The organism is Sinorhizobium sp. FG01 (genome assembly GCF_002531875.1).
Classification (GTDB): domain Bacteria; phylum Pseudomonadota; class Alphaproteobacteria; order Rhizobiales; family Rhizobiaceae; genus Sinorhizobium; species Sinorhizobium fredii_C.
The window spans coordinates 1-22,801 of the sequence record NZ_NWTB01000009.1 but is presented as its reverse complement, the minus strand read 5'-3'; the positions used below and the strand labels follow the sequence as shown (position 1 = coordinate 22,801).

The window sequence follows — 22,801 nt, the reverse complement described above, 5'->3', positions numbered from 1 at the left end:
TTAAGGAGGCATGTAGTAACAAAAAAGCCCGGAATGTTCCGGGCCTTTTGCTTGGTAAGCCTATGCTTTCTCAGAAGAAGCCGCGGCGCTGCCACCAGCCGCCTTTTTTCGGCTTGGCTGCCTCTTCTTCGCTGCTGTCGGCCTTGGCCACATTCGATGTGACCACGGGCTCGGAAGCAATCGTCGTCAGATCCCGATTGGAGCGTGCGGGCTTGCCGGCCTCCAGGTCTGCGACCGCTTCCTCGACTTGAGCAGGACCGGTTTCATCCGGCTGCGCTTCGACAGCCTGTTCGGCCGCCGTGTCGGCATTTTCCGCCGGTGCCTCGGCGGCCACGGCTTTCTTGCGGCTGCGCTTCGGTTTCGCCGGCTTGGCTTCGGCAGCGGGAGTCTCGGCCTTGACAGACGCCGCATTCACGACCTGTTCGACGGCCGCGGCGGCAGCTGCATCGGCGTCGTTGGCGTCCGCTGCCTCTTCGGCATCGGCCGGCTCGTCATCGGACTCTGCAGCAAAAGCGGCCTCACCTTCGGCTTCTGGCCGGTTGCGGCGGCCGCCCCGCTTGCCGCGACGGCGACGCTTGCGCTTCTGATCCCCGTCTGCCGTCAAGGCATCCTGGGCCTCGCCTTCGTCCTCGGACTCGTCGCCTTCGTCAGCCGCGCCATCAAGCGCGTCTCCGGCTTCCGCCGCGACCGATTCCGGTCCGTGGCCGGCACCCTTGCCGCGCCGCCGGCGACGGCGCTTGCGCTTGCGGCCGCCCTGGTCGTCGGAGGCCTGCGCCTTCGCCTGTCCCGGACGCTCGGCCGCGGTCTCTTCCGCTTCCTCCTCGTCCAGATCCTCCTCGATGACGATGTCTTCTTCTTCTTCTTCTTCCGGCTCCGGCTCGAAATGCAGAAGCTGCTCGATCTTCACCGGATTCTCGACCGGTTCGCCTCGGTCGATCGCGAAGTGCTGGGCGCCGACATGCGCGTCCGCCTCGATGATGATCGAGACGCCGAAGCGCCGCTCATAGTCGGTGATCGTGCCGCGCTTCTGATTGAGAAGGTAGAGCGCGATTTCCGGGATCGTGCGGACCGCGATGTCGTGCGTGGTGTTCTTTAGCAGATGTTCCTCGATACCGCGCAGCACATGCAGCGCGACGGAAGACTGCGAGCGAACGTGGCCCGTGCCGTTGCAATGCGGGCAGGACTGCATCGTGCTTTCGAGCACCGAGGCGCGGATGCGCTGGCGCGACATTTCAAGCAGGCCGAAATGCGAGATGCGGCCGACCTGGATGCGCGCCCGGTCGTTCTTCAGGCAGTCCTTGAGCTTCTTCTCGACGGCGCGGTTGTTGCGCTTTTCTTCCATGTCGATGAAGTCGATGACCACCAGGCCGGCAAGGTCGCGAAGACGCAGCTGGCGCGCGACTTCCTCGGCCGCCTCCAGGTTGGTCTGCAGCGCGGTATCCTCGATCGAATGCTCGCGGGTCGAGCGACCGGAGTTCACGTCGATCGAGACAAGCGCCTCGGTCTGGTTGATGATGATATAGCCGCCCGACTTCAGCGTCACCTGCGGCTGCAGCATGCGGTCGAGCTGGGCTTCGATGCCGGAACGCGAGAAGATCGGATGCACGTCGCGATAGGGCTGCACGACCTTCGCGTGGCTCGGCATCAGCATCTTCATGAAGCTCTTGGCTTCCTTGTAGCCCTCTTCGCCGGAGACGATGATCTCGCTGATATCCTTGTTGTAGAGGTCGCGGATCGAACGCTTGATCAGGCTGCCTTCCTCATAGACGAGGCAGGGGGCGGTGGAGTTCAAGGTCAGCGTGCGGACGTTCTCCCACAGCCGCATCAGATATTCGAAGTCGCGTTTGACCTCGACCTTGGTGCGGTTGGCGCCAGCGGTGCGCAGGATCACGCCCATGCCCTGCGGCACGTCGAGCCCGCGGGCGATTTCCTTGAGGCGCTTGCGGTCCTGCAAGTTGGTGATCTTGCGGGAGATGCCGCCGCCGCGCGCCGTGTTCGGCATCAGCACCGAATAGCGGCCCGCGAGCGAAAGATAGGTGGTGAGCGCCGCGCCCTTGTTGCCGCGTTCTTCCTTCGCGACCTGGACGAGCAGGATCTGCCGGCGCTTGATCACTTCCTGGATGCGGTACTGCTTTCGCGGCTTGCGGACCTGCCGGTCCGGAACCTCTTCCATCGCATCTTCTGCGCCGACAGACTCGATGATTTCCTTCTCGCCGTCATGGCCGTCGTCATCGTCGTCATCATCGTCGCGGCGGCGGCGCGCATCGACGTCCTCGGAGATCGAGTCGACGTCGACCATCGCGGCCATTTCGCCGCTGCTGCCCTCATCACTCGCCTCGGCGTCGCCCTGCGCCTCTTCCTTTTGTTCGCTGGCCTTGGCTTTCGCCCGGCGCGTGCGCTTCGGCTTGGCCTTCGGCTTCTCCGCCTCTGCCTTGACTTCCGTTTCCGGTTCGGCCGTCTCAGTTGGCTCGACTGTCTCGGCGGCTTCTTCAGCCGGAGCCTCGTCCCTTGTCGGCGCGACGGTTTGCTCGTCTGCGGTCTCGACCGGCTCGACGTCGTCCTCGCGGCGGGCCTCTTCGGCTTCCGCCTTCAACAGCGCCTGACGGTCGGCGAGGGGGATCTGATAGTAGTCGGGGTGAATTTCGGCGAAGGCCAGGAAGCCGTGGCGATTGCCGCCATAATCGACGAAGGCCGCCTGCAGCGACGGCTCCACTCTGGTCACCTTGGCCAGATAGATATTGCCGCGGATTTGCTTCTTATGTTCCGATTCGAAATCGAATTCTTCTATGCGGTTCCCGCGAACGACAACGACGCGCGTCTCCTCTGAGTGAGACGCATCGATAAGCATTTTCTCTGCCATCTAAGCTCTGCTCCTCGGCGCAGGGCAACGGCAGACAGAGGCACTTCGCTTGGAAGGCTGTCGAACTCGTCGGAAGCTGCGCCGGATGTGAAAGGTCCTGTTTGGCGCAGGTGATGGTGCAGCAGCCAGACGGCAGCCGGAACGATCTCGTCCCGGGGCCTCTTTACTCCTGACCGATGCTGCTGAGTCACATCAAAGACCAAACAAGAATGCCAATGTCCTGGACCTCGAGGGGAGGTCCGATGAATACGCCCGCTTGCGGGCAGTCGGTGAAAATCACCATCAAGAACTCCGGCCACCGCCGGAAATTGCGATCCAGTGTACGGGAGGAAATGCAGCGACGGCGGATGAACACCTGCGGCCGCGGAAGCATGATACGGTTGCAACCGGCTGTTCCGGCTCGATCACTTCCCTGGCGCCAAGCTTCTCGAAGCTCCGGCTGCCCGGCCGACGATTCTATCCCGTCAACACTTTCTCCTTGTGACGCTTTTATGGTTTCTATGTCACATTGGCAAGGGAAAAGCCTTTGCCGCCACAATATTGATCGATTCGCTTGCCCGGGTGAAATCTTGTGTTCAGGAACCATTGCATCGGTTTCGAACCGGTCCGCATTCGTCACCTTGGGTGGCGCCGCGGCAAGGTTTGGTTAACCATGAGGGTTCATTGGTGGACAGTGACGGTGGCGGTTCCTGAGGCCCTGCGCCGGATTTCGAATGACGATGGGGGAGCCCGGGTGAAGCGTTCCGCAACAGAGCGGCATTTGCCGCATTCAAAGAGGCTGTCGCGTCGCGTCGCACCCGTGTTTGCCGTCCTCTTTGCGGCGATGTCCATCCTGTTGCCCGCTGTTGCCGGTGCGGCCGATGATGCCGCCCCCTTGCTGGCTTACGGGGCGCGGGTAGCCGGCGACGACGCGCGGACGCGGATCGTGATCGAATTCGATCGCAATCCCGAATTCTCCATTCACTACGTCGCAAATCCGGTTCGCGTCATCGTCGACCTGCCGGAGACATCCTTCGGCCTGAAGCCGGAGAGCCTCGAGCCACGCGGTCTCTTCGATGCCATCCGCTATGGCGGAATGGGGGCAGGGGCTTCGCGGCTGGTGCTCTCCGCCAAAGGGCCGACCGAGGTCACCCACGCGGAAGTGAAGCCGGAGGAAGACGGCAAGGGCTTCCGCCTGATCATCGATGCCGAGAAGATCGACAAGGCCCGCTTCGACAAGCTCCTCGGCGACCAGCAATGGACGGGAACGGCGCGCACCGCCAAGACCGACCGTCCCGCCCCCGCGCCGGCGAAAGCTCCGGGCGCCTTCGTGGTTGCCGTCGATGCCGGGCACGGCGGCATCGACACCGGCGCCATCGGCAGCGTCACCAAGACGGAGGAGAAGCACGTTACGCTCGCCTTTGCGCGCGATCTTGTGGCGACGCTCAACCGCGAGCCCGGCATAGAGGCCTTTCTGACGCGGGCCGGCGACGAGTTTCTGTCCTTGCCGCAGCGTGTCCAGATGGCCCGGCAGAGAAGTGCCAACCTGTTCATATCCGTCCACGCCGACACGCTGAGGCAGAAGGATATCCGCGGCGCCACGGTCTATACCATCTCAGACAAGGCCTCCGACCACCTCGCGGCCGACCTGGCGGCCCGCGAAAACCTTTCCGACGAGATCGCCGGCATTCCGCTCGAAAGCGAGCCGGCGGAGGTCGCGGACATCCTGATCGATCTCACCCGCCGCGAAACCCAGGCATTTTCAGTCAACTTGGCGCGCAGCGTCGTCTCATCCTTCGAAGGGCAGATCAAGCTGATCAACAATCCCCACCGCCATGCCGGCTTCCGCGTCCTGCAGGCGCCGGACGTCCCGTCGATCCTGCTCGAACTCGGCTTCCTGTCGAACAAGGAGGACGAGAAGCAATTGCTCGATCCGGCATGGCGCAAGAAAGTGTCGGAGCTGCTGGCCGTCGCCGTCGGGCGCTATCGCCAGACGGCGGTTGCGAACGGCGGGTGAAGCCTTCCGAAGGCAGCCACGGGAGGGATGTGATTTGTGTCGCCGGCGTAACAGCGATATGCTTTTCAGCGAGATGCGCACGGTATAACCGACCACCAGCCCTATTTTACTCACAATCCCGGCCTTTGGGGGAAGGGCATCCCAATTTGTTGGGAAACGATGTTGAAGCTTGAGTTTCCTCGCCATATGAGGGAACCCGCGAAGCGTGTAGCTGTCGTGCCGGCCGATTTCCGACGAAAGCGGTTGGCGCGGCCGCTTGGCTTGCGACAGTGGGTCCTTCGAATGGCGACCCGGCGATGGGACAATAAGGTACCGGTATCTGGCTGATGATCAGACTGATAGGATATTTTTTCGGCATTGGTGCGTTTTTGCTGCTCGGGGTCGCCGCAGCCGTCGCGATCTATCTCGGCGCGATCACCAAGGATCTGCCCGACTATGAGGTGCTCGCCAAGTACGCGCCGCCGGTCACGACCCGCTTTCACGCCGGAAACGGTGCGCTGATTGCCGAATATGCGCGCGAGCGCCGCCTCTATCTGCCGATCCAGGCGATACCGGATCGCGTCAAGGCAGCCTTCATCTCCGCCGAGGACAAGAACTTCTACAAGCATCCGGGCGTGGACATCACCGGCTTGGCGCGCGCCATTGCCGTCAACATCCAGAACTTCGGCTCGGGCCGCCGCCCGGTCGGAGCCTCGACGATCACTCAGCAGGTGGCGAAGAACTTCCTGCTGACCGCCGACCAGACGATCGACCGCAAGATCAAGGAGGCGATCCTCTCCTTCCGCATCGAGCAGGCCTACACCAAGGATCGCATTCTCGAACTTTATCTGAACGAGATCTTCTTCGGCCTGAATTCCTACGGCGTCGCCGGCGCGTCGCTCACCTATTTCGACAAGTCGGTCACGGAACTGACCGTCGCCGAGGCCGCCTATCTTGCTGCGCTGCCGAAGGGACCGGCCAACTATCACCCGTTCCGCAAGACCGAGGCGGCGATCGAGCGCCGCAACTGGGTGATCGATCGCATGGTCGAGAACGGCTATGTGACCAAGGCAGACGGCGAGGAGGCGAAGAAGCAGGAGCTCGGCGTGACGCCGCGCCGTGGCGGTGCCCATCTTTTCGCTTCGGACTACTTCGCCGAAGAGGTGCGCCGGCAGATCATTCAGAAATATGGCGACAATGCTCTTTACGAGGGCGGGCTGTCGGTTCGCACGTCGCTCGATCCGCATCTGCAGATCATCGCGCGCAAGGCGCTGCAGGACGGGCTCTTGGGCTATGACGAGCGCCGCGGCTTTCACGGGCCGGTCAAGACGATCGAGATCGGCGGCGACTGGGGGGAGCCTCTGAGCAAGATCCCGACATTGAACGACATGCCGGAATGGAAACTCGCCGTCGTGCTCGCCGTCGACAGCGAAGGGGCCGAGATCGGCATCCAGCCGGACAAGGAAGCCTCGGGGAAGATCGTCGCCGAACGGGTCACCGGGCACATTTCCGCAGAGAACATGCAATGGGCCTACCGCGCCGCAGGCGGCCAGCGCAAGGCGGCAAAGTCCCCGGAGGGCGTCGTCGGTCCAGGCGATGTCGTCTATGTCGAGCCGCTCGAGCAAAAAGGCGAGTATCGCCTTCGCCAGCCGCCCAAGGTGCAGGGCGGGCTGGTCGCGATGGATCCGCATACCGGCCGCGTTCTGGCGATGGTCGGCGGCTTCTCCTATGGCCAGTCGGAGTTCAACCGCGCCACCCAGGCGATGCGCCAGCCCGGTTCCTCCTTCAAGCCCTTCGTCTATGCGGCAGCTCTCGACAGCGGCTACACGCCCGCCTCGGTCATTCTCGATGCGCCGATCGAAATCGTCGCCGGCGGCCAGGTCTGGCGCCCGGAAAACTACGGCGGCGGCTCTGCCGGTCCATCGACGCTGCGCCTCGGCATCGAAAAGTCGCGCAACCTCATGACGGTGCGGCTTGCCAACGACATGGGCATGAACCTCGTCGCCGAATATGCCGAGCGCTTCGGCATCTACGACAAGATGCCGCCGCTGCTTTCCATGTCGCTCGGCTCCGGCGAGACGACCGTGCTGCGCATGGTGTCGGCCTATGCGGTCATCGCCAATGGCGGCAAGCAGATCAAGCCGTCGCTGATCGACCGCATCCAGGACCGCTACGGCAAGACGATCTTCCGTCACGAGGACCGCACCTGCGACAACTGCAACGCCGACAATTGGACCGAGCAGGAAGAGCCCGTGTTGACCGACAACCGCCTGCAGGTGCTCGATCCGATGACGTCCTACCAGATCACTTCGATGATGGAGGGCGTCATCACCCGGGGTACGGCGGCGGGCAAGATCAAGCTGGACCGTCCGGTCGCCGGCAAGACCGGCACGACCAACGACGAGAAGGATGCCTGGTTCGTCGGCTATACGCCCGACCTCGTCGCCGGCCTCTATCTGGGCTTCGACGATCCGGCGCCGCTGGGTCGCGGCGCGACGGGCGGCAGTCTGTCGGCACCGATCTTCAACGCCTTCATGCAGGAGGCGGTCAAGGGGACGCAGCCGGGCAAGTTCGTGGTTCCGGAGGGCATGAACCTCATCCCGGTCAACCGCAAGACCGGCATGGCGGCGGTCGAAGGCGAGCCGGACACGATCATCGAAGCCTTCAAGCCGGGCACCGGTCCGGCCGAAACCTTCTCGGTCATCGGCGACCTCGACGAATATGCGCCGCCGGAGGAGATCCTGAAGAACTCCCCGCAGGCCAACCAGGCCGTGACCTCCGGCTCCAACGGCCTCTTCTGAGCCTTGCCCTCGATCCGGATGCCCGTCGCCTTTACATCGGCGGCGGGCGTCGCTATTTGACCCTCACATTTTTCGAAGCCACACCAAGAAGCGGGACCATGCGCAGCGAAATCGAGAACATCGTCGACGAAATCAAGCAGGCCATAAGCCTGCTGAGGAGGCATCTTTGACTGGGAGCAGGCGATAAGACGACTGGACTGGTTGAACAACAAGGCGGAAGATCCGTCGCTCTGGAACGATGCCGCCGAGGCGCAGAAGCTGATGCGCGAGCGCCAGCAGCTCGACGACAGCATTACCGGCCTGCGCCGTTTCGAGCAGCAGCTGAGCGACAATATCGAGCTGATCGAACTCGGCGAAGAGGAGGGCGATTCGGCCATCGTCAGCGAGGCCGAGGACGCACTCCGTCAGCTGCGCAACGAGACTGCGAAGAAGCAGGTCGAGGCCATGCTTTCGGGCGAGGCGGACCAGAACGACACCTATCTCGAAGTCCATTCGGGCGCCGGCGGCACCGAAAGTCAGGACTGGGCCAACATGCTGCTGCGCATGTATTCGCGCTGGGCCGAGCGGCAAGGTTACAAGGTGGAACTCTTGGAAATCCAGGACGGCGAAGAGGCCGGCATCAAGTCGGCGACGCTCCTCGTCAAGGGCCACAACGCCTATGGCTGGCTGAAGACCGAATCGGGTGTCCATCGGCTCGTCCGCATCTCGCCCTATGACAGCAATGCGCGCCGTCACACCTCGTTTTCGTCCATCTGGGTCTATCCGGTCGTCGACGATTCGATCCAGATCGACATCCACGAAAGCGATTGCCGCATCGACACCTACCGTTCGTCGGGCGCCGGCGGCCAGCACGTCAACACGACCGACTCGGCCGTGCGCATCACGCATATGCCGAGCGGCATCGTCGTGCAGTGCCAACAGGAGCGTTCGCAGCACAAGAACCGCGCCAAGGCCTGGGACATGCTGCGCGCCCGGCTCTATGAAGCCGAGCTCAAGAAGCGCGAGGAAGCGGCCAATGCCGAAGCCGCTTCAAAGACCGATATCGGCTGGGGTCACCAGATCCGCTCCTATGTCCTGCAGCCCTATCAGCTGGTGAAGGACCTGCGGACGGGCGTCGAAAGCACGAGCCCCGGCGACGTGCTCGACGGCGAGCTCAACGAGTTTATGGAGGCCGCACTTGCCCACCGCGTCAGCGGCGGTGCGGATGCGGTCGTCGAGGATTTGGGCTGAACGCGCAGAACAGGAACTGCGACAAACGGCCGGGTGCTCCCCGGCCGTATTCTTTTGTCGGCGTCAGTTGGTCGCGCGCTCGATCTTGATGTCCCCGACTTCGTCTATCAGCACCGTCCACGATTCCGGTTCGGTGGCGGAAGGGTCGGTCTTCAGATAGACGGTCGCGAACATTCCCGGCTGCCGCGTGATGCCCGTCGAGGTCTCGGGTCGAATGTCGGTGACAAAGGACTTCATCGCCGTGAACTCCTCGAGCTCGGCGGACGAGACGACTTCCGGGCCGGCCGGCGTCGAGGCGATCTGCTGGAGATGGATGCGCGCGGTGCCGTCACTCTGCCGCACGGCAATCAGCTTGTAGTAGCCACGCTGCGCGGCCCGTTGCGCAACGCCTTCTGGATCGCCGGCCGGCGCTACGCCGGCTCCATCCTCCCAATAGCCGGTGCTTGTGACGAAAGTGACGTTCGAGGGGAGGATGCCGCCGTCCTGCGCCCGCAGAGCGCCCGCGGACAACAGGAAGCAAAGCGCGATCACAAGGGGGTTGCGCATCCTCAAGATTCCTTCGTGCGCGGCGCGGAACAATAACCGCTGACCGCAGAATACCATGACGTTCCGCTTGTGATTCAATTGGAGAACTGCTCGGCCAGGATGCGGTCGGACCAGGAATGATCCGGATCGGACAGGATGCGGGCCGTCAGCTTCTCCGATTCGGCGATCGTGACCCGAACGACCGACTTGACCTCCTGGTGATCCGCGACGGCGTTGACCGGCCGCTTCTCGGCCTCGAGAATCTCGATCTGGACGGTAACGCGGTTGGGAAGCAGCGCGCCGCGCCAGCGCCGCGGCCGGAAGGGACTGACCGGGGTCAAGGCGAGAAGCGGGGCCTCGAGCGGCAGGATCGGCCCGTGGGCGGACAGGTTATACGCAGTCGATCCCGCCGGTGTTGCGAGCAGCAGCCCGTCGCAGGTCAGTTCATCGAGCCGCACCTTGCCGTCGACGAGGACCTTGAGCTTTGCCGCCTGATAGGACTGGCGGAAGAGATAGACCTCGTTGATCGCCAGCGCGGTGAATTCGTTGCCGTTGGCGTCGAGGGTCCGCATTTCCAAGGGGTGGAAGGCGTTGTCGACGGCGCTGGCGATGCGTTCGCGCAGATCATCGGTGCTGTAGCGGTTCATCAGGAAGCCGACCGAGCCGCGATTCATGCCGTAGACGCGCTTGCCGGTATTCATCGTCTTGTGCAGCGTGTGCAGCATGAAACCATCGCCGCCGAGCGCGACGATCACGTCCGCCTCCTCCGGGTCGTGGTCGCCGTAAATCTCCTTGAGTTCCTTTGCCGCCTTCTGCGCTTCTTCGGCCGTCGAGGCGATGAAGGCGAGTGTGCTGAACTGGGTCATGCATTCAGTCCGTTTGTCGTTGCGCCCGGCGCGGCGATCGACGCCATGCCTGTTTTTCTGGCACGACCATGCGGCGAGTGCACCCGAAATTTTGAGGGGAGCCGCATTTTTGCTTTACACAAGAAAGGAATATGGTAACTCCCGTGATCGAAAAGTGCCCTTATAGCTCAGTTGGTAGAGCGGCTGATTTGTAATCAGTAGGTCGGGAGTTCGAGTCTCTCTGGGGGCACCATTTTTGAAGCTTTTCGAAGCTACCACACCTCCCCACACTGATCGGCGACTCACAATTTCCTCAAATATCGAAGGACTGCGCCGGTCTCGGGTCGATCTCGCGGCAACGCTGCATCGCCTTGATCAGGTTCTCTGCCAGATAGTCGATCAGCGCGCGCGTCGCCGGCAGCACGCCCTGGCGGGACGGAAAGACGAGATGGACCACGACGTTGCCGGAGCCCCACTCAGGCAGGACGGGGACGAGAACGCCGGTTCGGAAGGCGCGCTCGCAGATGTGGTCCGGCAAAAGCGCGATCCCCATTCCTTCGATCGCGGCGCGTTCGAGGATGACGAAATCGCTGCAGCCGATCACCGGTCGGTGGGCGATCTCGATCGATCCGCCGTTCGCGTGATAGAGGCGCCACACGTCGCTTGCGTGTTGCTCGTTCATGGAAAGCGTCGGCATTTCGGCAAGATTGGTGGTGGTGACTTCTCCGATTCGCGCAAGAAGCGTCGGGCTGGCGGCCAGCCGCGAGCGGACCTCGCCGAACTTGCGCACGATCAGGTGGCTGTCCGTATCGAGCTGGTCGCGCGCGCGAAGCGCCACGTCGAAACGCTCCTCGATGAGATCGAGACGTCGATTCGTGGCGGTGATGAGCAGTCGGACGCCCGGGTAGCGCCGATGGAAGCCCGGCAGAATGTCGGCCAGCATCGGTGCGAAGCCGAGGGGGCAGCCAAGCCGCACAACGCCCGTCGGCTCGCCGCGCACGGCGGCGACCTCGGCTTCCGCGGCCGCTACGCCGTCGAGCAGCCCCTGGGCGTGTTCATAGAAAACGCGGCCGATTTCCGTCACGCGCAGCTTGCGCGTCGAGCGCTCGAGAAGCCGCACGCCCAGTTGATCTTCCAGCCGCGCCACATGCTTGCTGAGCTTGGATTTGGGAATGTTCAAATAACGCGCGGCGGCGCTGAAGCCGTTGTTCTTCACGACGGCGGCGAAGAGGGCGATATCGTTCAGGTCCTGCATGCTAGCCTCCACCAGAGCGGGCGTCGCGCGCGCATCCGCTCTGGGAATCCAATGTAATCGTTCCGACGGAGTCTGATTTTCCCGCGCCGGAACGCTCCGATTGTTTCCCTCAGGAAACGGAATGTCAATTATTCGCCGTCTTATCCAGCGATTGTTTTCAAATCATATGTTGTGCACCGCAACTAAAAACAAAGGTGCCTCCCATGAACGTCCTTCATATCGACTCCGGCATTCTCGGAGAACATTCGGTTTCCCGTCGTCTGACGGCGGCGATCGTCTCTCAGATCAAGGCAGACCGGCCCGACGCGAAAGTCACCTATCGCGATCTCGTCTCCGAGCGCCTCCAGCATCTGACCGGCGCACAGATCATGGCGCCTGCCGACCTCGGTGAAGTCGATCCGGCGCTCGCCTCCGATATTCGGACTGGCCGCCAGATGCTCGACGAATTCCTTGCCGCTGACACGATCGTCGTCGGTGCGCCGATGTACAACTTCTCGATCCCGAGCCAGCTGAAGGCCTGGATCGACCGCCTGGCCGTCGCTGGCAAGACATTCCGTTACACCGAGGCGGGCCCGGAGGGTCTCGCCAAGGGCAAGAAGGTGATTGTCGCCTCCACGCGCGGCGGACACTATTCTGCCGGCCCGGCTTCGGCGATGGATCACCAGGAAAGCTATCTGCGGACCGTTTTCGGCTTCTTCGGCATCACCGACGTTGAGTTCGTCCGCGCCGAGGGCCTGAACCTCGGTGCCGACCAGAAGCAGTTCGCCATTGCCGAAGCTGAAAAGACCATCGCGGAAGGCAACGTTCTGCGCCTGGCGAGCTAAGATTGAATTCGGCCGGCGCCGGAGTGAGATGAGGAAAACTGTTCGTGGTTTTCCGCCCGCATCCCGCTCACCAAAAGTGCCGGTCTGTTGCGGAAGAATGCCGGTCGCGCAAGCGGCCGGCATTCTTCGTTTCTGATCGGGCCGGATTTGCGGTATTCTAGCGAGATGAGAAGCCTGGTCGTTCTGCAGGTTCTGGCCCTGTCGCTGGCGGCTGCCGCCATGGTCGCCGAGAGTGCGGCTGCGTCGCCGCCGGACCGGCGCTGTACCTGTCGCAATCGCGACGGGACGAAATACGAACTCGGCCAGATGACATGCATCCGGGTCGGCGGCATCTCCTACATGGCGCGCTGCGAAATGAACCTCAACGTCACGACCTGGAAGAAGGTGCGTGACGGCTGTCCGACGACGCACATGACCTTAAGCGCCGTGCCGGTGCTTTGACCGGCATCGGCCGTCTCAAGCCTTGAGGTGCTGCCTTGCTGCATACATCGCGATCGCCGCGGCGTTCGAGACATTGAGCGACTTGATGGCGCCGGGCATATCGAGTCGGGCCAGCGCCGCAACGGTCTGCCGCGTCTTCTGCCGCAGCCCCTTGCCTTCCGATCCAACCACCAGGGCGATCTTCTCGCCAGAGAAGGTATCCTCCAGCGGTTGCGGACCCTCCGAATCAAGACCGATCGTCTGGAAGCCCAGATTGTGCAGTTCTTCAATCGTATCGGCGAGATTGGTTATCTGGATATAGGGAATGAGTTCCAGCGCCCCGGAGGCCGATTTTGCGAGCACGCCTGATTCGGTCGGGCTATGGCGCATGGTGGTGATCAGCGCGCCGGCTTCGAACGCCACCGCCGAGCGCATGATGGCGCCGACATTGTGCGGATCGGTCACCTGGTCGAGCAGGAGGATCAACGAACATTCGCTGAGCGCCTCGAGCTTGCGGTGCGGCAGCGGCCGCGTCTCCAGCATGACGCCCTGGTGGATGGCATCCGGCCCGAGGACCCGATCGAGATCCTGCGGCGTTACGATTTCGACTGGGAAGGGGAGTGACGAAGGCTCGCCGAGTTCCAGCCTCGCCGCCGCATTCTGCGTCACGCTGAGGCGGATGACCGTGCGCTCCGGATTGTCGAGGGCGGCGCGGACCGTGTGCAGCCCATAGAGAAGCACCTGCTCTGGCGCCAGCGCCGGCGGCTTCCAGTCGGCCGGCATCTTCCGGCGCTTGTCCGGGCGGGGTGTCGGAATCTCGCCGCGCTCGCGGCGGGCGTCGCGATGCGCGCGCCGCAGAGTGGCGTAGTGGCTGTCCTTGGCGCTCTTGTCGCCGCTCTTGTCCTTGCTCATGCGCGCCTTATAGTGAGGTTCGTTCGGTCTTGGAAATGGTTTCGGATAGTGCGGCCGCCGGTGTCTGTGGAGAATTTCTGAAATTTTCCGTTTCGCTCTGTTGACAGGAGGAATGCGGGCGGCCATATACCCGGCGCAGATCGAAAGGCGGCACGAAACGGCGCCGCTTCTTCCACGATCTCAAAAGCTTGGTCGATTGATCCCGACAGAATAATGGAGGGATGCCCGAGTGGTTAAAGGGGACGGACTGTAAATCCGTTGGCTCAGCCTACGTTGGTTCAAATCCAACTCCCTCCACCATTCTGCTTCAGGATCGAAGGCCCGCGGGTATAGCTCAATGGTAGAGCAGCAGCCTTCCAAGCTGAATACGCGGGTTCGATTCCCGCTACCCGCTCCAGCCTCTTTGCCGCCTCAGAAGCAGTGACTAGCCTCCGCGTAACGAACTGCCGCTGAGCCGACGATAAATTCATCTTCGGCGAGCCAATGAAGTGAGCTACAAGTTGGTTGGCTCTCAGTGCAGGCTTAGGGCTTCTGTCAGGGTAAGCAACCGTGACAATGCTTCATCAAGCTTCTGTGCTCGTTTGTCGTCAACGTGCTCGATGAATGCACATGTGACGACCGATGTTGCATCCCCATGTGGGCCGAGGATCGGAGCGCTTATATCAGTTACGCCAACAAGTTGGCCGGAAGCGCCAATGCGGTAACCCTGTCGACGGACCGCGTCGATTTCATCGCCCGTTGCCCCCTGCAACGGCTTAGGCGAAGCCACCCCCCACTGTTTGAGTGTTTCGTCCAAGCGTTCGGGGGCTTGGAATGCAATCAACGTTATGCCCGAACCCGTCGTAAAAAGTTCGAGCTGACTGCCAACCCTGGCGCGAAACTCCCAATGAGACGTGGGGCTTGCCTGAGCGACGATGAGACCGGTTCCGAACTCCGGGATCACGAGATGGCAGGATTGGTCCGTTTGGCGCGCAAAGTCGTCCATCAAAGGCTGCGCACTGGCGACCAGTCGTCGATATGGAGGGTATCGATTGGCTAGAAGGAACATCTTCATGGACAGGGAGTAGCGGTCGCCACCCTCCGACCGGGCTACGTACCCCCTCGCGACCAGACGCTCAAGCATGCGAAAAATCTGCGATGGGCTCAGTCCCATTTCCCGCACGATCTCGGTCCGGGTCATGCCACCGCTTTGATTGGCCAATATCTCGAGGATATCCAAGCCCTTGTCGAGCGCGGGTGCGCGGTATTTCTCGTCCTGATCCAATCCTTCCGCCAATACGGGTTTTTGCGGTTTCGTTGCCATTCACGCCCTCCAGACCCGGACTCATAGCGATCTCTACAAAAAAAGAATATCGGCATCGACTTGTCAAAGCCGTTCGTATGTGAAACATTATTTTATATACGAACTTTGGCGCACGGGGGGGAATTATGCGTCTGAAGGACAAGACCATTCTCGTCACGGCAGGCGGTCAGGGCATAGGCAGGGCAAGTGTTCTCGCATGCCGTGACGAAGGCGCGCGGGTGATTGCAACCGATATCAACGGGGCGGCACTCGAAGGGCTGGACGGGGTCGAGACATTGCTGCTGGACGTCACTGACCGGCAGGCTGTCGAAGCCGTTGCGGCGCAAGTAGGTCCTGTCGATGGCCTCTTCAATTGCGCCGGGGTCGTGCACAACGGAACGCTTCTCGATATCGCCGACGATGACTGGGCCTTTGCCTTCGATCTGAACGTCACGGCGATGATGCGTCTTACGCGTGCTTGCCTGCCCGGGATGCTCGATCGGGCGGCCAACAACGGAACCGCTTCGATCCTGAATATGGCCTCGATGGCTTCCTCGATAAAGGGTTTTGCCAATCGGACAGCCTATGGTGCCAGCAAGGCGGCGGTCATCGGTCTGACCAAGGCGATTGCCGCGGATTTCGTCAAGCAAGGCATTCGTTGCAATGCCATCTGCCCGGGCACGGTCGACACGCCCTCGCTGCGCGGACGTATCGCTTCAGCTGCCGATCCGGAGCAGGCCGAGAAAGACTTTATCGCGCGCCAGCCCATGGGCCGCCTGGCGACGGTCGATGACGTCGTCCCCTTGGTTGTTTTCCTGCTGTCCGATGAAAGCCGGTTCGTTTCAGGACAGGCCATGCTGGTGGACGGCGGCGTGACCATCTAAGCGCGCGGGAGGAGCGGCGTCATGAGCGAGCTGGTGCGGATGGAGGGGATCGACAAGAGTTTCCCGGGCGTACACGCGTTAAAATCCGTCGATTTCGAACTTCGGCCCGCCGAGGTCCACGCGCTGATGGGCGAGAACGGCGCGGGTAAGTCGACATTGATGAAGGTGCTGTCCGGTATCTATCAACCAGACAGCGGTCGCGTGCTCGTGGACGCCCAGGAAGTGTCCATTCGAACTCCCAAGGCGGCACAGGATCTCGGCATCGGCATCATTCATCAGGAACTGGCGTTGATGCACGACCTCACCGTCGCCCAGAACATCTGGATCGGCCGGGAGCCGCGCCTTTCCTTGGGACGGCTTGACGAGGCGAAGCTGAATGCGGATACCGCCGCCATCTTCGCCGGCATGAACATCCGCATGGATCCGCGCACGCCGGTCGCCGGCCTCACCATCGCCCGCCAGCAGATGGTAGAGATCGCAAAGGCGCTGAGCTACCGGTCGCGCGTTTTGATTATGGACGAGCCGACGGCCGCGCTCAACGATGCGGAGATCAGCGAACTATTCACCATCATCCGCCGCCTCAAGGACGAGGGCGTCGGCATCATCTACATCAGTCACAAGATGGACGAGATCAAACGCATCTCCGACCGTGTGACCGTGATGCGCGACGGTGCCCGTGTCGGCACGGTCCAGGCTGAGGAAACGCCGATCTCCAAGATCATCTCGATGATGGTCGGGCGCGAACTGAAGGACGAGACGGTCGTCATCCCCGATCTCTCCGCCGCAGAAACGGCGCTGGAGGTGCGCGGCATCCGGCGCGGCAAGGAGCTGAAGGATATCAGCTTTGACCTGAAGAAGGGCGAGATCCTCGGCTTTGCCGGGCTGATGGGCGCCGGGCGAACCGAGCTTGCCCGAGCCATTTTTGGCGCCGAGCCGATCGAAGCGGGCGAGATTTTCGTGCAGGGTAAGCCGGTTCGGATCACCAGTCCCGCCGGCGCGGTGCGCGCCGGCATCGGCTATCTCTCGGAAGATCGCAAGCATTTCGGTCTCGCGCTCGGCATGGATGTACGCGCCAACATCGCCATGGCGAGCCTGCCGCGTTATGCCGACGCCATCGGCCGGATCGACGAGCCGGCGCTTGGGTCCATCGCCGCGGAGTACATCGCCAAGCTGAACATCCGTACGCCGGGCGACCGGCAGGAGGTGCGGCTCTTGTCGGGTGGCAACCAGCAGAAGGTAGTCATCGCCAAATGGTTGTTGCGGGATTGCGATGTGCTGATCTTCGACGAGCCGACCCGCGGCATCGACGTCGGCGCCAAGGCCGAAATCTATCGTCTTCTCAACGAGCTGGCCAGCGCCGGCAAGGCGATCATCGTTATTTCCAGCGAGCTGCCGGAAGTGCTGCGCCTTTCCCATCGTATCGCCGTCATGTGTGAGGGACGCTTGACAGGCATCCTGCCGGGCGGTGCGGAGCAGGAGAAGATCATGGAATTGGCAACACAACGGCAAGACCGCAGCATGAGGGGACGCTCTAATCATGGGTGAAAAGGCAAGCGGGCGCGGCAGCGCCCAACAGAAACTCCTGGCCTTTGCCAGCCTGATCGTTCTGGTCATCGGCTTCTCCTTGGCGAGCCCGAATTTCTTCCAGGTGTCCAACATCATGGCCATCCTGCAGGCGACCTCCGTCAATGGCGTGCTGGCGGTCGGTGTGACGCTGATCATCATTACCGGCGGCATCGACCTGTCGATCGGTACGCTAATGACCTTCTGCGCCGTCATGACCGGCGTAGTGCTGACCTGGGGCGGCCTGCCGCTGCCGCTCGGCGTGCTGGCGGCGGTCGGCACGGGGGCGGCCTGCGGGCTGGTGTCCGGCAGCCTGGTGGCGCGTATGCGCATTCCGCCCTTCATCGCCACGCTCGGCATGATGCTGGTGTTGAAGGGCCTGTCGCTGATCGTTACCGGCACCAAGCCGATCTATTTCAACGATACGCCCGGCTTCACCACCATCGCGCAGGGCTCGCTGATCGGCGAGGTGATCCCGGCCTTCCCGGTGCCGAACGGTGTCTTAATGCTTTTCATCGTGGCCGGTGCCGCCGCCTGGATGCTGGGGCGCACCGTGCTCGGCCGCTACACTTTCGCGCTCGGTTCGAACGAAGAGGCGGTGCGGCTGTCCGGCGTCAACACCGATTTCTGGAAGATCGCGATCTACACGCTCTCGGGCGCCGTCTGCGGCATTGCCGGCCTTCTCATTGCCAGCCGCCTGAATTCCGCCCAGCCGGCGCTCGGCCTCGGCTACGAGCTGGAAGCCATTGCGGCGGTGGTGATCGGCGGCACCAGCCTGTCGGGCGGGCGCGGCACGATCGTGGGCACGCTGATCGGCGCACTGATCATGTCGGTGCTCACCAACGGCTTGCGCGTCCTGTCGGTCGCGCCGGAATGGCAGACGGTCGTGACCGGCGTGATCATCATCGTCGCCGTTTATGCAGACCAGATGCGCCGGCGCGAGCGGAAATAGCCGGCAACGAGGCCGCTGATTTCCCACGGTCGAAAATTTCATGCAGTAGTGAACACAAGGAGGAAACATGTTCACGAGACGGACTCTACTGAGTGCAGTTGCAGCAATTTCGCTGCTCGGTGCAGCGACAGGGGCAAGCGCACAGGACAAGCTCTACGTGCCGCTTATTTCTAAGGGCTTCCAACACCAGTTCTGGCAGGCCGTTAAGGCTGGCGCCGACCAGGCGGGAGCTGAATTCGGCGTCGAGGTAACGTTCGAGGGGCCGGACAACGAAAGCCAGGTTGACAAGCAGATCGACATGCTGGCAGCCGCCCTCGCCAAGAAGCCGGCGGCCATCGGCTTCGCCGCCCTCGACAGCCAGGCGGCAATTCCGCTGCTGAAGCAGGCGAAGGAGGCCAACATTCCGGTCATCGCCTTCGATTCCGGCGTTGACAGCGATATCCCCGTTGCGACGGCATCGACTAACAACGTCGCCGCAGCGGCGCTCGCAGCCGACACGCTCGCCGAACTGATCGGCGATGCCGGCAAAGTCGCCGTTGTCGCCCACGACCAGACCTCGCGCACCGGTGTTGATCGTCGCGACGGCTTTGTCAACCGGATGAAGGAAGCGCATCCTAACATCGAGATCGTTGCGATCGAGTACGGCGGCGGCGACCATTTGAAATCGACGGAGATCACCAAGGCGATCCTGACAGCCAATCCCGATATCAAGGGCATCTTCGGCACGAACGAGGGCTCGGCGGTCGGCGTGGTCAACGGCGTGAAGGAATCCGGCGCCAAGATCGTGATCATCGGCTACGATTCCGGCAAGGCGCAGAAGGATGCAATCCGCGAGGGCTTGATGGCAGGCGCGATCACTCAGAACCCGGTGGGTATCGGCTACGAGACGGTCAAGGCCGCCGTCGCTGCTTCCAAGGGTGAGAAGGTCGAGAAGAACATCGATACCGGCTTCTACTGGTATGACAAGACCAATATCGACGACCCGGAAATCTCCGCAGTCCTCTACGATTGATCACACCATCCGACCCGGAGACCAAACTCTCCGGGTCCTCTATCGAGACGACAAAATGAAACTTCTTCGCTATGGCCCCGTCGGGCGGGAAAAGCCCGGTCTCCTCGACCACGATGGTCGTATCCGTGATATCTCCGGGTATGCAGCCGACATTGCTGGCGACGTGTTGTTGCCGGAGAACCTCAGCCGACTAGCGGCACTCGATGTCTCCAGCTTGCCCCTGGTCGAAGGGAATCCCCGAATCGGGCCCTGCGTCGGCCGCGTCGGCAAGTTCATCTGCATCGGCCTCAACTATGCCGACCACGCCGCCGAAACCGGCGCCGAGATCCCCAAGGAGCCGGTGGTCTTCAACAAATGGACCAGCGCTATCTGCGGCCCGAACGACGACGTCGAAATCCCGCGCGGCTCGGTCAAGACCGACTGGGAAGTGGAACTCGGCATCGTTATCGGCAAGGGTGGCCGCTATATCGAGGAGGCGGATGCGCTGTCGCATGTTGCCGGCTATTGCGTCGTCAACGACGTATCCGAGCGCGAATGGCAGATCGAGCGCGGCGGCACCTGGGACAAGGGCAAGGGCTGCGACACGTTCGGCCCGATCGGCCCCTGGCTGGTGACGCCGGACGAAGTCCCCGATGTCGGCAATCTGAAAATGTGGCTGGAGGTCGACGGCCATCGCTACCAGAACGGCTCGACCGCGACGATGATATTCGGCGTGGCCCATATCATCAGCTATCTCACACGCTTCCTATCCCTGCAGCCCGGCGACGTGATTTCCAGCGGGACGCCGCCCGGCGTCGGGCTCGGTCAGATTCCCCCTGTCTTCCTGAAGGGCGGCGAGACGATTCGGCTCGGCATCGAAGGACTAGGCGAGCAAACGCAGAAGGTTATCAAGACATGAAGATTACTGGTCTTCGCACCGTCGACGTGCGCTTCCCGACAAGCCAGCACCTGGATGGGTCTGACGCGATGAACCCCGATCCAGACTATTCTGCCGCGTATGTGGTCCTGGAGACGGACGGTCCGCACGAAGGCCACGGTCTCACCTTTACTATCGGCCGCGGCAACGAGATTTGCGTGGCGGCCATCGAAGCACTGCGTCCGCTGGTCGTTGGCCTCGACATGAACTGGATCGCGCAGGACATGGGGCGCTTTTGGCGGCATGTAACGTCCGATAGCCAGCTTCGCTGGATTGGCCCCGACAAGGGAGCCATCCATCTCGCAACGGGCGCGGTCGTGAATGCGGCCTGGGACCTTTGGGCGAAAATCGAGGGCAAGCCGGTCTGGCGGCTGGTTGCGGATATGTCGCCTGAGGAGCTCGTTCGCTGCATCGATTTCCGTTACCTCACCGATTGCATTACGCCGGAATGGGCGCTCAGCTTCCTGACGGAGCAGGCTCGGGAAAAGCAAGAGCGCATCGCCATCCTGAAGGCGGAGGGCTATCCCTGTTATACGACTTCAGCCGGTTGGCTCGGTTATGACGACGCCAAGCTGCGCCGCCTGTGCCGTGAGGCGGTTGATGCGGGCTTCCGCCACGTCAAGATGAAGGTCGGCCGCGATATCGAGGACGACATTCGCCGCCTTACCATCGCGCGCGACGAGGTCGGGCCGGACGTCAATCTGATGATCGACGCCAATCAGGTCTGGGAAGTCGACCAGGCGATTGACTGGGTGAAGAAGCTTGCCTTCGTTAAGCCTTGGTTCATCGAAGAACCGACAAGCCCTGATGATGTGGAGGGCCATCGCATGATACGGGAGGGCGTTTCCCCCGTGCAGGTTGCGACCGGCGAGATGTGCCAGAACCGCATCCTCTTCAAGCAGTTCATCATGCGGGGCGCTATCGATGTGGTGCAGATCGACAGTTGCCGTCTAGGCGGGCTGAACGAAGTCCTGGCCGTGATGCTGATGGCAGCCAAATACGGCCTGAAGGTTTGCCCCCATGCGGGTGGCGTCGGCCTTTGCGAGTATGTGCAGCACATGTCCATGATCGATTACCTCTGCATCGCCGGAACACGGGAGGGACGGGTGATCGAGTTTGTCGATCATCTTCACGAGCACTTCATCAATCCCTGTGTCGTCCGCGGCGCTGCCTACATGCCGCCGCAGGCCCCCGGTTTCTCGATCGAGATGAAGCCGGAGAGTCTCGAAAACTACCGTTTCAGAGGCGCATGATGGATCTCCATCTGCAAGGCAAGGTCGTCGTGGTAACCGGTGGCGGCTCGGGTATCGGTGCCGGTATAACGGAGGTTCTTTCTGAGGAAGGCGCGCGGCCGGTCATTGTCGCCCGGCGGTCGCCTGATCCGGATTGGCTTCGCCGGACCGGTGCAGATTTTGTGCAGGCAGAACTCTCCAATGATGATGCCTGCCGGTCTGCGATCGAGACCGTGCGGTCTCGACACGGTACTGTCTGCGGCCTCGTCAACAATGCCGGCGCGAATGATGGGGTCGGCATTGACCGGGGCCCGGCTGCCTTTCGCGAAAGCCTGAACCAAAATCTCGTTCATTACTATACGATGGTCCACGCGCTCAGGGACGATCTGCGGGCAACGCACGGCGCCATTGTCAACATCAGTTCTAAGACAGCCTTGACCGGTCAGGGCGGCACCTCGGCCTACGTTGCCGCCAAAGCCGCCCAACTCGGGCTTACCCGCGAATGGGCTGTCGAATTTCTGCCTGACCAGGTCCGCGTAAATGCCATCGTCGTCGCGGAGGTAATGACACCGCTCTACAGGCGCTGGCTGGATACCTTGCCTGACGGCGAAGCAACACTCCAACAAATCGTACGCCGCATTCCGTTGGGCCACCGCATGACGACGGCACGCGAAATCGCCGACACTTGTGCGTTCCTGTTGTCGAGCCGCGCCAGCCATATGACGGGGCAGTGGCTGTTCCCCGATGGCGGCTACACCCATCTTGACCGCGCCATTGGCGGGACTTTCGAAAAAGCTCCCGATCAGTGAACTGGCTTGTGGCCACGCGGGTTGCAGGTGTCACAATTTCCACGATTAATCGCCGGGACGGCGGACGACGAGTCACCTGCAGGCGCAATATCTCCTTCGAGAGCTGATCTTCTGCCGAGCGCGCTGCGCGACCTGAGCGAGGTCGACATGTCGGTCACCGTCATGGGCCAGAAACTTGGTCGCATTGGACGTAAGTGTGCCACTTGAGAAAAGCATCACATAGCGTTGATTGCTCGGGCTTTTTCGATTTGGGAAGTTTATCCGGTCTCGCGCGGCGCGTCTTCTTTCCGATGTTTAGAAGAGGCCGGGACCTTGCCGTCCGGGCGGACGCAATTAAGTCTTGCGCAAATGCCGCGAAACCCTTAAACGGCTGCACAAACCGGCCTCGCCGGCTGATCCATCGTATTTGACCACAGGAAGCGTACCCATGGCAAAGAGCAAATTCGAGCGCAACAAGCCGCACGTCAACATCGGCACGATTGGCCACGTTGACCATGGCAAGAC

18 protein-coding genes, 3 tRNA genes and 1 pseudogene are annotated in these 22,801 nt (G+C 62.0%); 16 read left to right on the top strand and 6 right to left on the bottom strand.

The genetic code is table 11. The annotated features are described in order from the left end of the window. Nucleotides 1–70 precede the first annotated feature (70 nt). The gene (locus CO656_RS16145) at nucleotides 71–2,860 is read right to left on the bottom strand and encodes an Rne/Rng family ribonuclease (protein ID WP_179864780.1); all 2,790 of its coding nucleotides are present in this window, start codon (nucleotides 2,858–2,860) and stop codon (nucleotides 71–73) included. Nucleotides 2,861–3,683: 823 nt separating this feature from the next. Here CO656_RS16145 and CO656_RS16135 point away from each other — a divergent pair. The 3 genes from CO656_RS16135 to prfB all read left to right on the top strand — a co-directional run bounded on the left by CO656_RS16135 (nucleotide 3,684) and on the right by prfB (nucleotide 8,866). Then, entirely contained in the window at nucleotides 3,684–4,856 is a 1,173-nt protein-coding gene (locus CO656_RS16135; RefSeq protein ID WP_050988172.1) for an N-acetylmuramoyl-L-alanine amidase, read from the top strand. A gap of 326 nt (nucleotides 4,857–5,182) precedes the next feature. Then, complete coding sequence (locus CO656_RS16130; protein WP_097526401.1) at nucleotides 5,183–7,636, top strand: penicillin-binding protein 1A; 2,454 nt, start codon at nucleotides 5,183–5,185, stop codon at nucleotides 7,634–7,636. Nucleotides 7,637–7,734: 98 nt separating this feature from the next. After that, nucleotides 7,735–8,866, top strand: a protein-coding gene (gene prfB, locus CO656_RS16125) for a peptide chain release factor 2 (protein WP_097526400.1) whose coding sequence is annotated in 2 segments (ribosomal slippage) — nucleotides 7,735–7,803 and nucleotides 7,805–8,866 — 1,131 coding nt in all. Because the reading frame shifts where the segments join, the coding sequence is not laid out codon by codon here. A 63-nt stretch (nucleotides 8,867–8,929) separates the two neighbouring features. On the opposite strand, the gene CO656_RS16120 is transcribed toward prfB, so the two are convergent. Both CO656_RS16120 and CO656_RS16115 read right to left on the bottom strand, forming a co-directional pair. Beyond that, nucleotides 8,930–9,412: a hypothetical protein gene (locus CO656_RS16120; RefSeq protein WP_037414223.1), complete on the bottom strand. Its 483-nt coding sequence runs from the start codon at nucleotides 9,410–9,412 to the stop codon at nucleotides 8,930–8,932. Nucleotides 9,413–9,486: 74 nt separating this feature from the next. After that, nucleotides 9,487–10,257, bottom strand: coding sequence for an NAD kinase (locus CO656_RS16115; RefSeq protein ID WP_037414225.1), 771 nt, complete (start codon nucleotides 10,255–10,257; stop codon nucleotides 9,487–9,489). 156 nt (nucleotides 10,258–10,413) lie between these two features. Here CO656_RS16115 and CO656_RS16110 point away from each other — a divergent pair. Continuing rightward, a tRNA-Thr gene (locus tag CO656_RS16110) sits at nucleotides 10,414–10,489 on the top strand. A 60-nt stretch (nucleotides 10,490–10,549) separates the two neighbouring features. Here the strand turns inward: CO656_RS16110 and CO656_RS16105 are convergent. Further along, nucleotides 10,550–11,491, bottom strand: coding sequence for a LysR family transcriptional regulator (locus CO656_RS16105; RefSeq protein ID WP_037414227.1), 942 nt, complete (start codon nucleotides 11,489–11,491; stop codon nucleotides 10,550–10,552). 203 nt (nucleotides 11,492–11,694) lie between these two features. On the opposite strand from CO656_RS16105, the gene CO656_RS16100 reads away from it, so the two are divergent. Beyond that, nucleotides 11,695–12,315: an FMN-dependent NADH-azoreductase gene (locus CO656_RS16100; protein ID WP_097526399.1), complete on the top strand. Its 621-nt coding sequence runs from the start codon at nucleotides 11,695–11,697 to the stop codon at nucleotides 12,313–12,315. Between the two features lie 165 nt (nucleotides 12,316–12,480). After that, nucleotides 12,481–12,756, top strand: coding sequence for a hypothetical protein (locus tag CO656_RS16095; RefSeq protein WP_097526549.1), 276 nt, complete (start codon nucleotides 12,481–12,483; stop codon nucleotides 12,754–12,756). A 15-nt stretch (nucleotides 12,757–12,771) separates the two neighbouring features. Here the strand turns inward: CO656_RS16095 and CO656_RS16090 are convergent, their stop codons facing one another. Next, nucleotides 12,772–13,647, bottom strand: coding sequence for an RNA methyltransferase (locus CO656_RS16090; RefSeq protein ID WP_097526398.1), 876 nt, complete (start codon nucleotides 13,645–13,647; stop codon nucleotides 12,772–12,774). Nucleotides 13,648–13,862: 215 nt separating this feature from the next. Here CO656_RS16090 and CO656_RS16085 point away from each other — a divergent pair. Continuing rightward, nucleotides 13,863–13,947: transfer RNA gene (locus CO656_RS16085), tRNA-Tyr, on the top strand. Nucleotides 13,948–13,970: 23 nt separating this feature from the next. After that, nucleotides 13,971–14,044, top strand: a tRNA-Gly gene (locus CO656_RS16080). Nucleotides 14,045–14,158: 114 nt separating this feature from the next. On the opposite strand, the gene CO656_RS16075 is transcribed toward CO656_RS16080, so the two are convergent. Next, nucleotides 14,159–14,950, bottom strand: coding sequence for an IclR family transcriptional regulator (locus CO656_RS16075; RefSeq protein ID WP_050988170.1), 792 nt, complete (start codon nucleotides 14,948–14,950; stop codon nucleotides 14,159–14,161). Between the two features lie 125 nt (nucleotides 14,951–15,075). On the opposite strand from CO656_RS16075, the gene CO656_RS16070 reads away from it, so the two are divergent. From CO656_RS16070 to CO656_RS30495, 8 genes and pseudogenes are all read left to right on the top strand, one after another. Beyond that, nucleotides 15,076–15,813: an SDR family oxidoreductase gene (locus CO656_RS16070; protein ID WP_097526397.1), complete on the top strand. Its 738-nt coding sequence runs from the start codon at nucleotides 15,076–15,078 to the stop codon at nucleotides 15,811–15,813. A gap of 21 nt (nucleotides 15,814–15,834) precedes the next feature. Next, complete coding sequence (locus CO656_RS16065; RefSeq protein WP_097526396.1) at nucleotides 15,835–17,358, top strand: sugar ABC transporter ATP-binding protein; 1,524 nt, start codon at nucleotides 15,835–15,837, stop codon at nucleotides 17,356–17,358. Further along, entirely contained in the window at nucleotides 17,351–18,328 is a 978-nt protein-coding gene (locus tag CO656_RS16060) for an ABC transporter permease (protein ID WP_095677934.1), read from the top strand. The genes CO656_RS16065 and CO656_RS16060 overlap by 8 nt, the downstream gene beginning before the upstream one ends. 67 nt (nucleotides 18,329–18,395) lie before the next feature. Beyond that, on the top strand, nucleotides 18,396–19,340 hold the full coding sequence (locus CO656_RS16055; protein ID WP_037414239.1) for an ABC transporter substrate-binding protein: 945 nt from the start codon (nucleotides 18,396–18,398) through the stop codon (nucleotides 19,338–19,340). 55 nt (nucleotides 19,341–19,395) lie between these two features. Next, nucleotides 19,396–20,238 carry an ureidoglycolate lyase gene (locus tag CO656_RS16050; protein ID WP_097526395.1) on the top strand — a complete coding sequence of 281 codons (843 nt, stop codon included), beginning with the start codon at nucleotides 19,396–19,398 and terminating at the stop codon, nucleotides 20,236–20,238. Continuing rightward, nucleotides 20,235–21,509, top strand: a complete 1,275-nt coding sequence (locus CO656_RS16045) for an L-fuconate dehydratase (protein ID WP_097526394.1) — start codon at nucleotides 20,235–20,237, stop codon at nucleotides 21,507–21,509. The genes CO656_RS16050 and CO656_RS16045 overlap by 4 nt, the downstream gene beginning before the upstream one ends. Next, nucleotides 21,509–22,297: an SDR family oxidoreductase gene (locus CO656_RS16040; protein ID WP_097526393.1), complete on the top strand. Its 789-nt coding sequence runs from the start codon at nucleotides 21,509–21,511 to the stop codon at nucleotides 22,295–22,297. Before CO656_RS16045 ends, CO656_RS16040 begins: the two co-directional genes overlap by 1 nt. A gap of 427 nt (nucleotides 22,298–22,724) precedes the next feature. Further along, a pseudogene (locus CO656_RS30495) lies at nucleotides 22,725–22,801 on the top strand (elongation factor Tu); the annotation flags it as partial.

Bases quoted from the DNA above. Each gene is read 5' to 3' on its own strand.
- CO656_RS16095 (WP_097526549.1), top strand. From the start codon at position 12,481: ATGAGAAGCCTGGTCGTTCTGCAGGTTCTGGCCCTGTCGCTGGCGGCT.
- CO656_RS16100 (WP_097526399.1), top strand. From the start codon at position 11,695: ATGAACGTCCTTCATATCGACTCCGGCATTCTCGGAGAACATTCGGTT.
- CO656_RS16060 (WP_095677934.1), top strand. From the start codon at position 17,351: ATGGGTGAAAAGGCAAGCGGGCGCGGCAGCGCCCAACAGAAACTCCTG.
- CO656_RS16120 (WP_037414223.1), bottom strand. From the start codon at position 9,412: ATGCGCAACCCCCTTGTGATCGCGCTTTGCTTCCTGTTGTCCGCGGGC.
- CO656_RS16090 (WP_097526398.1), bottom strand. From the start codon at position 13,647: ATGAGCAAGGACAAGAGCGGCGACAAGAGCGCCAAGGACAGCCACTAC.
- CO656_RS16050 (WP_097526395.1), top strand. From the start codon at position 19,396: ATGAAACTTCTTCGCTATGGCCCCGTCGGGCGGGAAAAGCCCGGTCTC.
- CO656_RS16040 (WP_097526393.1), top strand. From the start codon at position 21,509: ATGGATCTCCATCTGCAAGGCAAGGTCGTCGTGGTAACCGGTGGCGGC.
- CO656_RS16115 (WP_037414225.1), bottom strand. From the start codon at position 10,257: ATGACCCAGTTCAGCACACTCGCCTTCATCGCCTCGACGGCCGAAGAA.
- CO656_RS16130 (WP_097526401.1), top strand. From the start codon at position 5,183: ATGATCAGACTGATAGGATATTTTTTCGGCATTGGTGCGTTTTTGCTG.
- CO656_RS16135 (WP_050988172.1), top strand. From the start codon at position 3,684: ATGTCCATCCTGTTGCCCGCTGTTGCCGGTGCGGCCGATGATGCCGCC.
- CO656_RS16045 (WP_097526394.1), top strand. From the start codon at position 20,235: ATGAAGATTACTGGTCTTCGCACCGTCGACGTGCGCTTCCCGACAAGC.
- CO656_RS16055 (WP_037414239.1), top strand. From the start codon at position 18,396: ATGTTCACGAGACGGACTCTACTGAGTGCAGTTGCAGCAATTTCGCTG.
- CO656_RS16070 (WP_097526397.1), top strand. From the start codon at position 15,076: ATGCGTCTGAAGGACAAGACCATTCTCGTCACGGCAGGCGGTCAGGGC.
- CO656_RS16075 (WP_050988170.1), bottom strand. From the start codon at position 14,950: ATGGCAACGAAACCGCAAAAACCCGTATTGGCGGAAGGATTGGATCAG.
- CO656_RS16105 (WP_037414227.1), bottom strand. From the start codon at position 11,491: ATGCAGGACCTGAACGATATCGCCCTCTTCGCCGCCGTCGTGAAGAAC.
- CO656_RS16065 (WP_097526396.1), top strand. From the start codon at position 15,835: ATGAGCGAGCTGGTGCGGATGGAGGGGATCGACAAGAGTTTCCCGGGC.
- CO656_RS16145 (WP_179864780.1), bottom strand. From the start codon at position 2,860: ATGGCAGAGAAAATGCTTATCGATGCGTCTCACTCAGAGGAGACGCGC.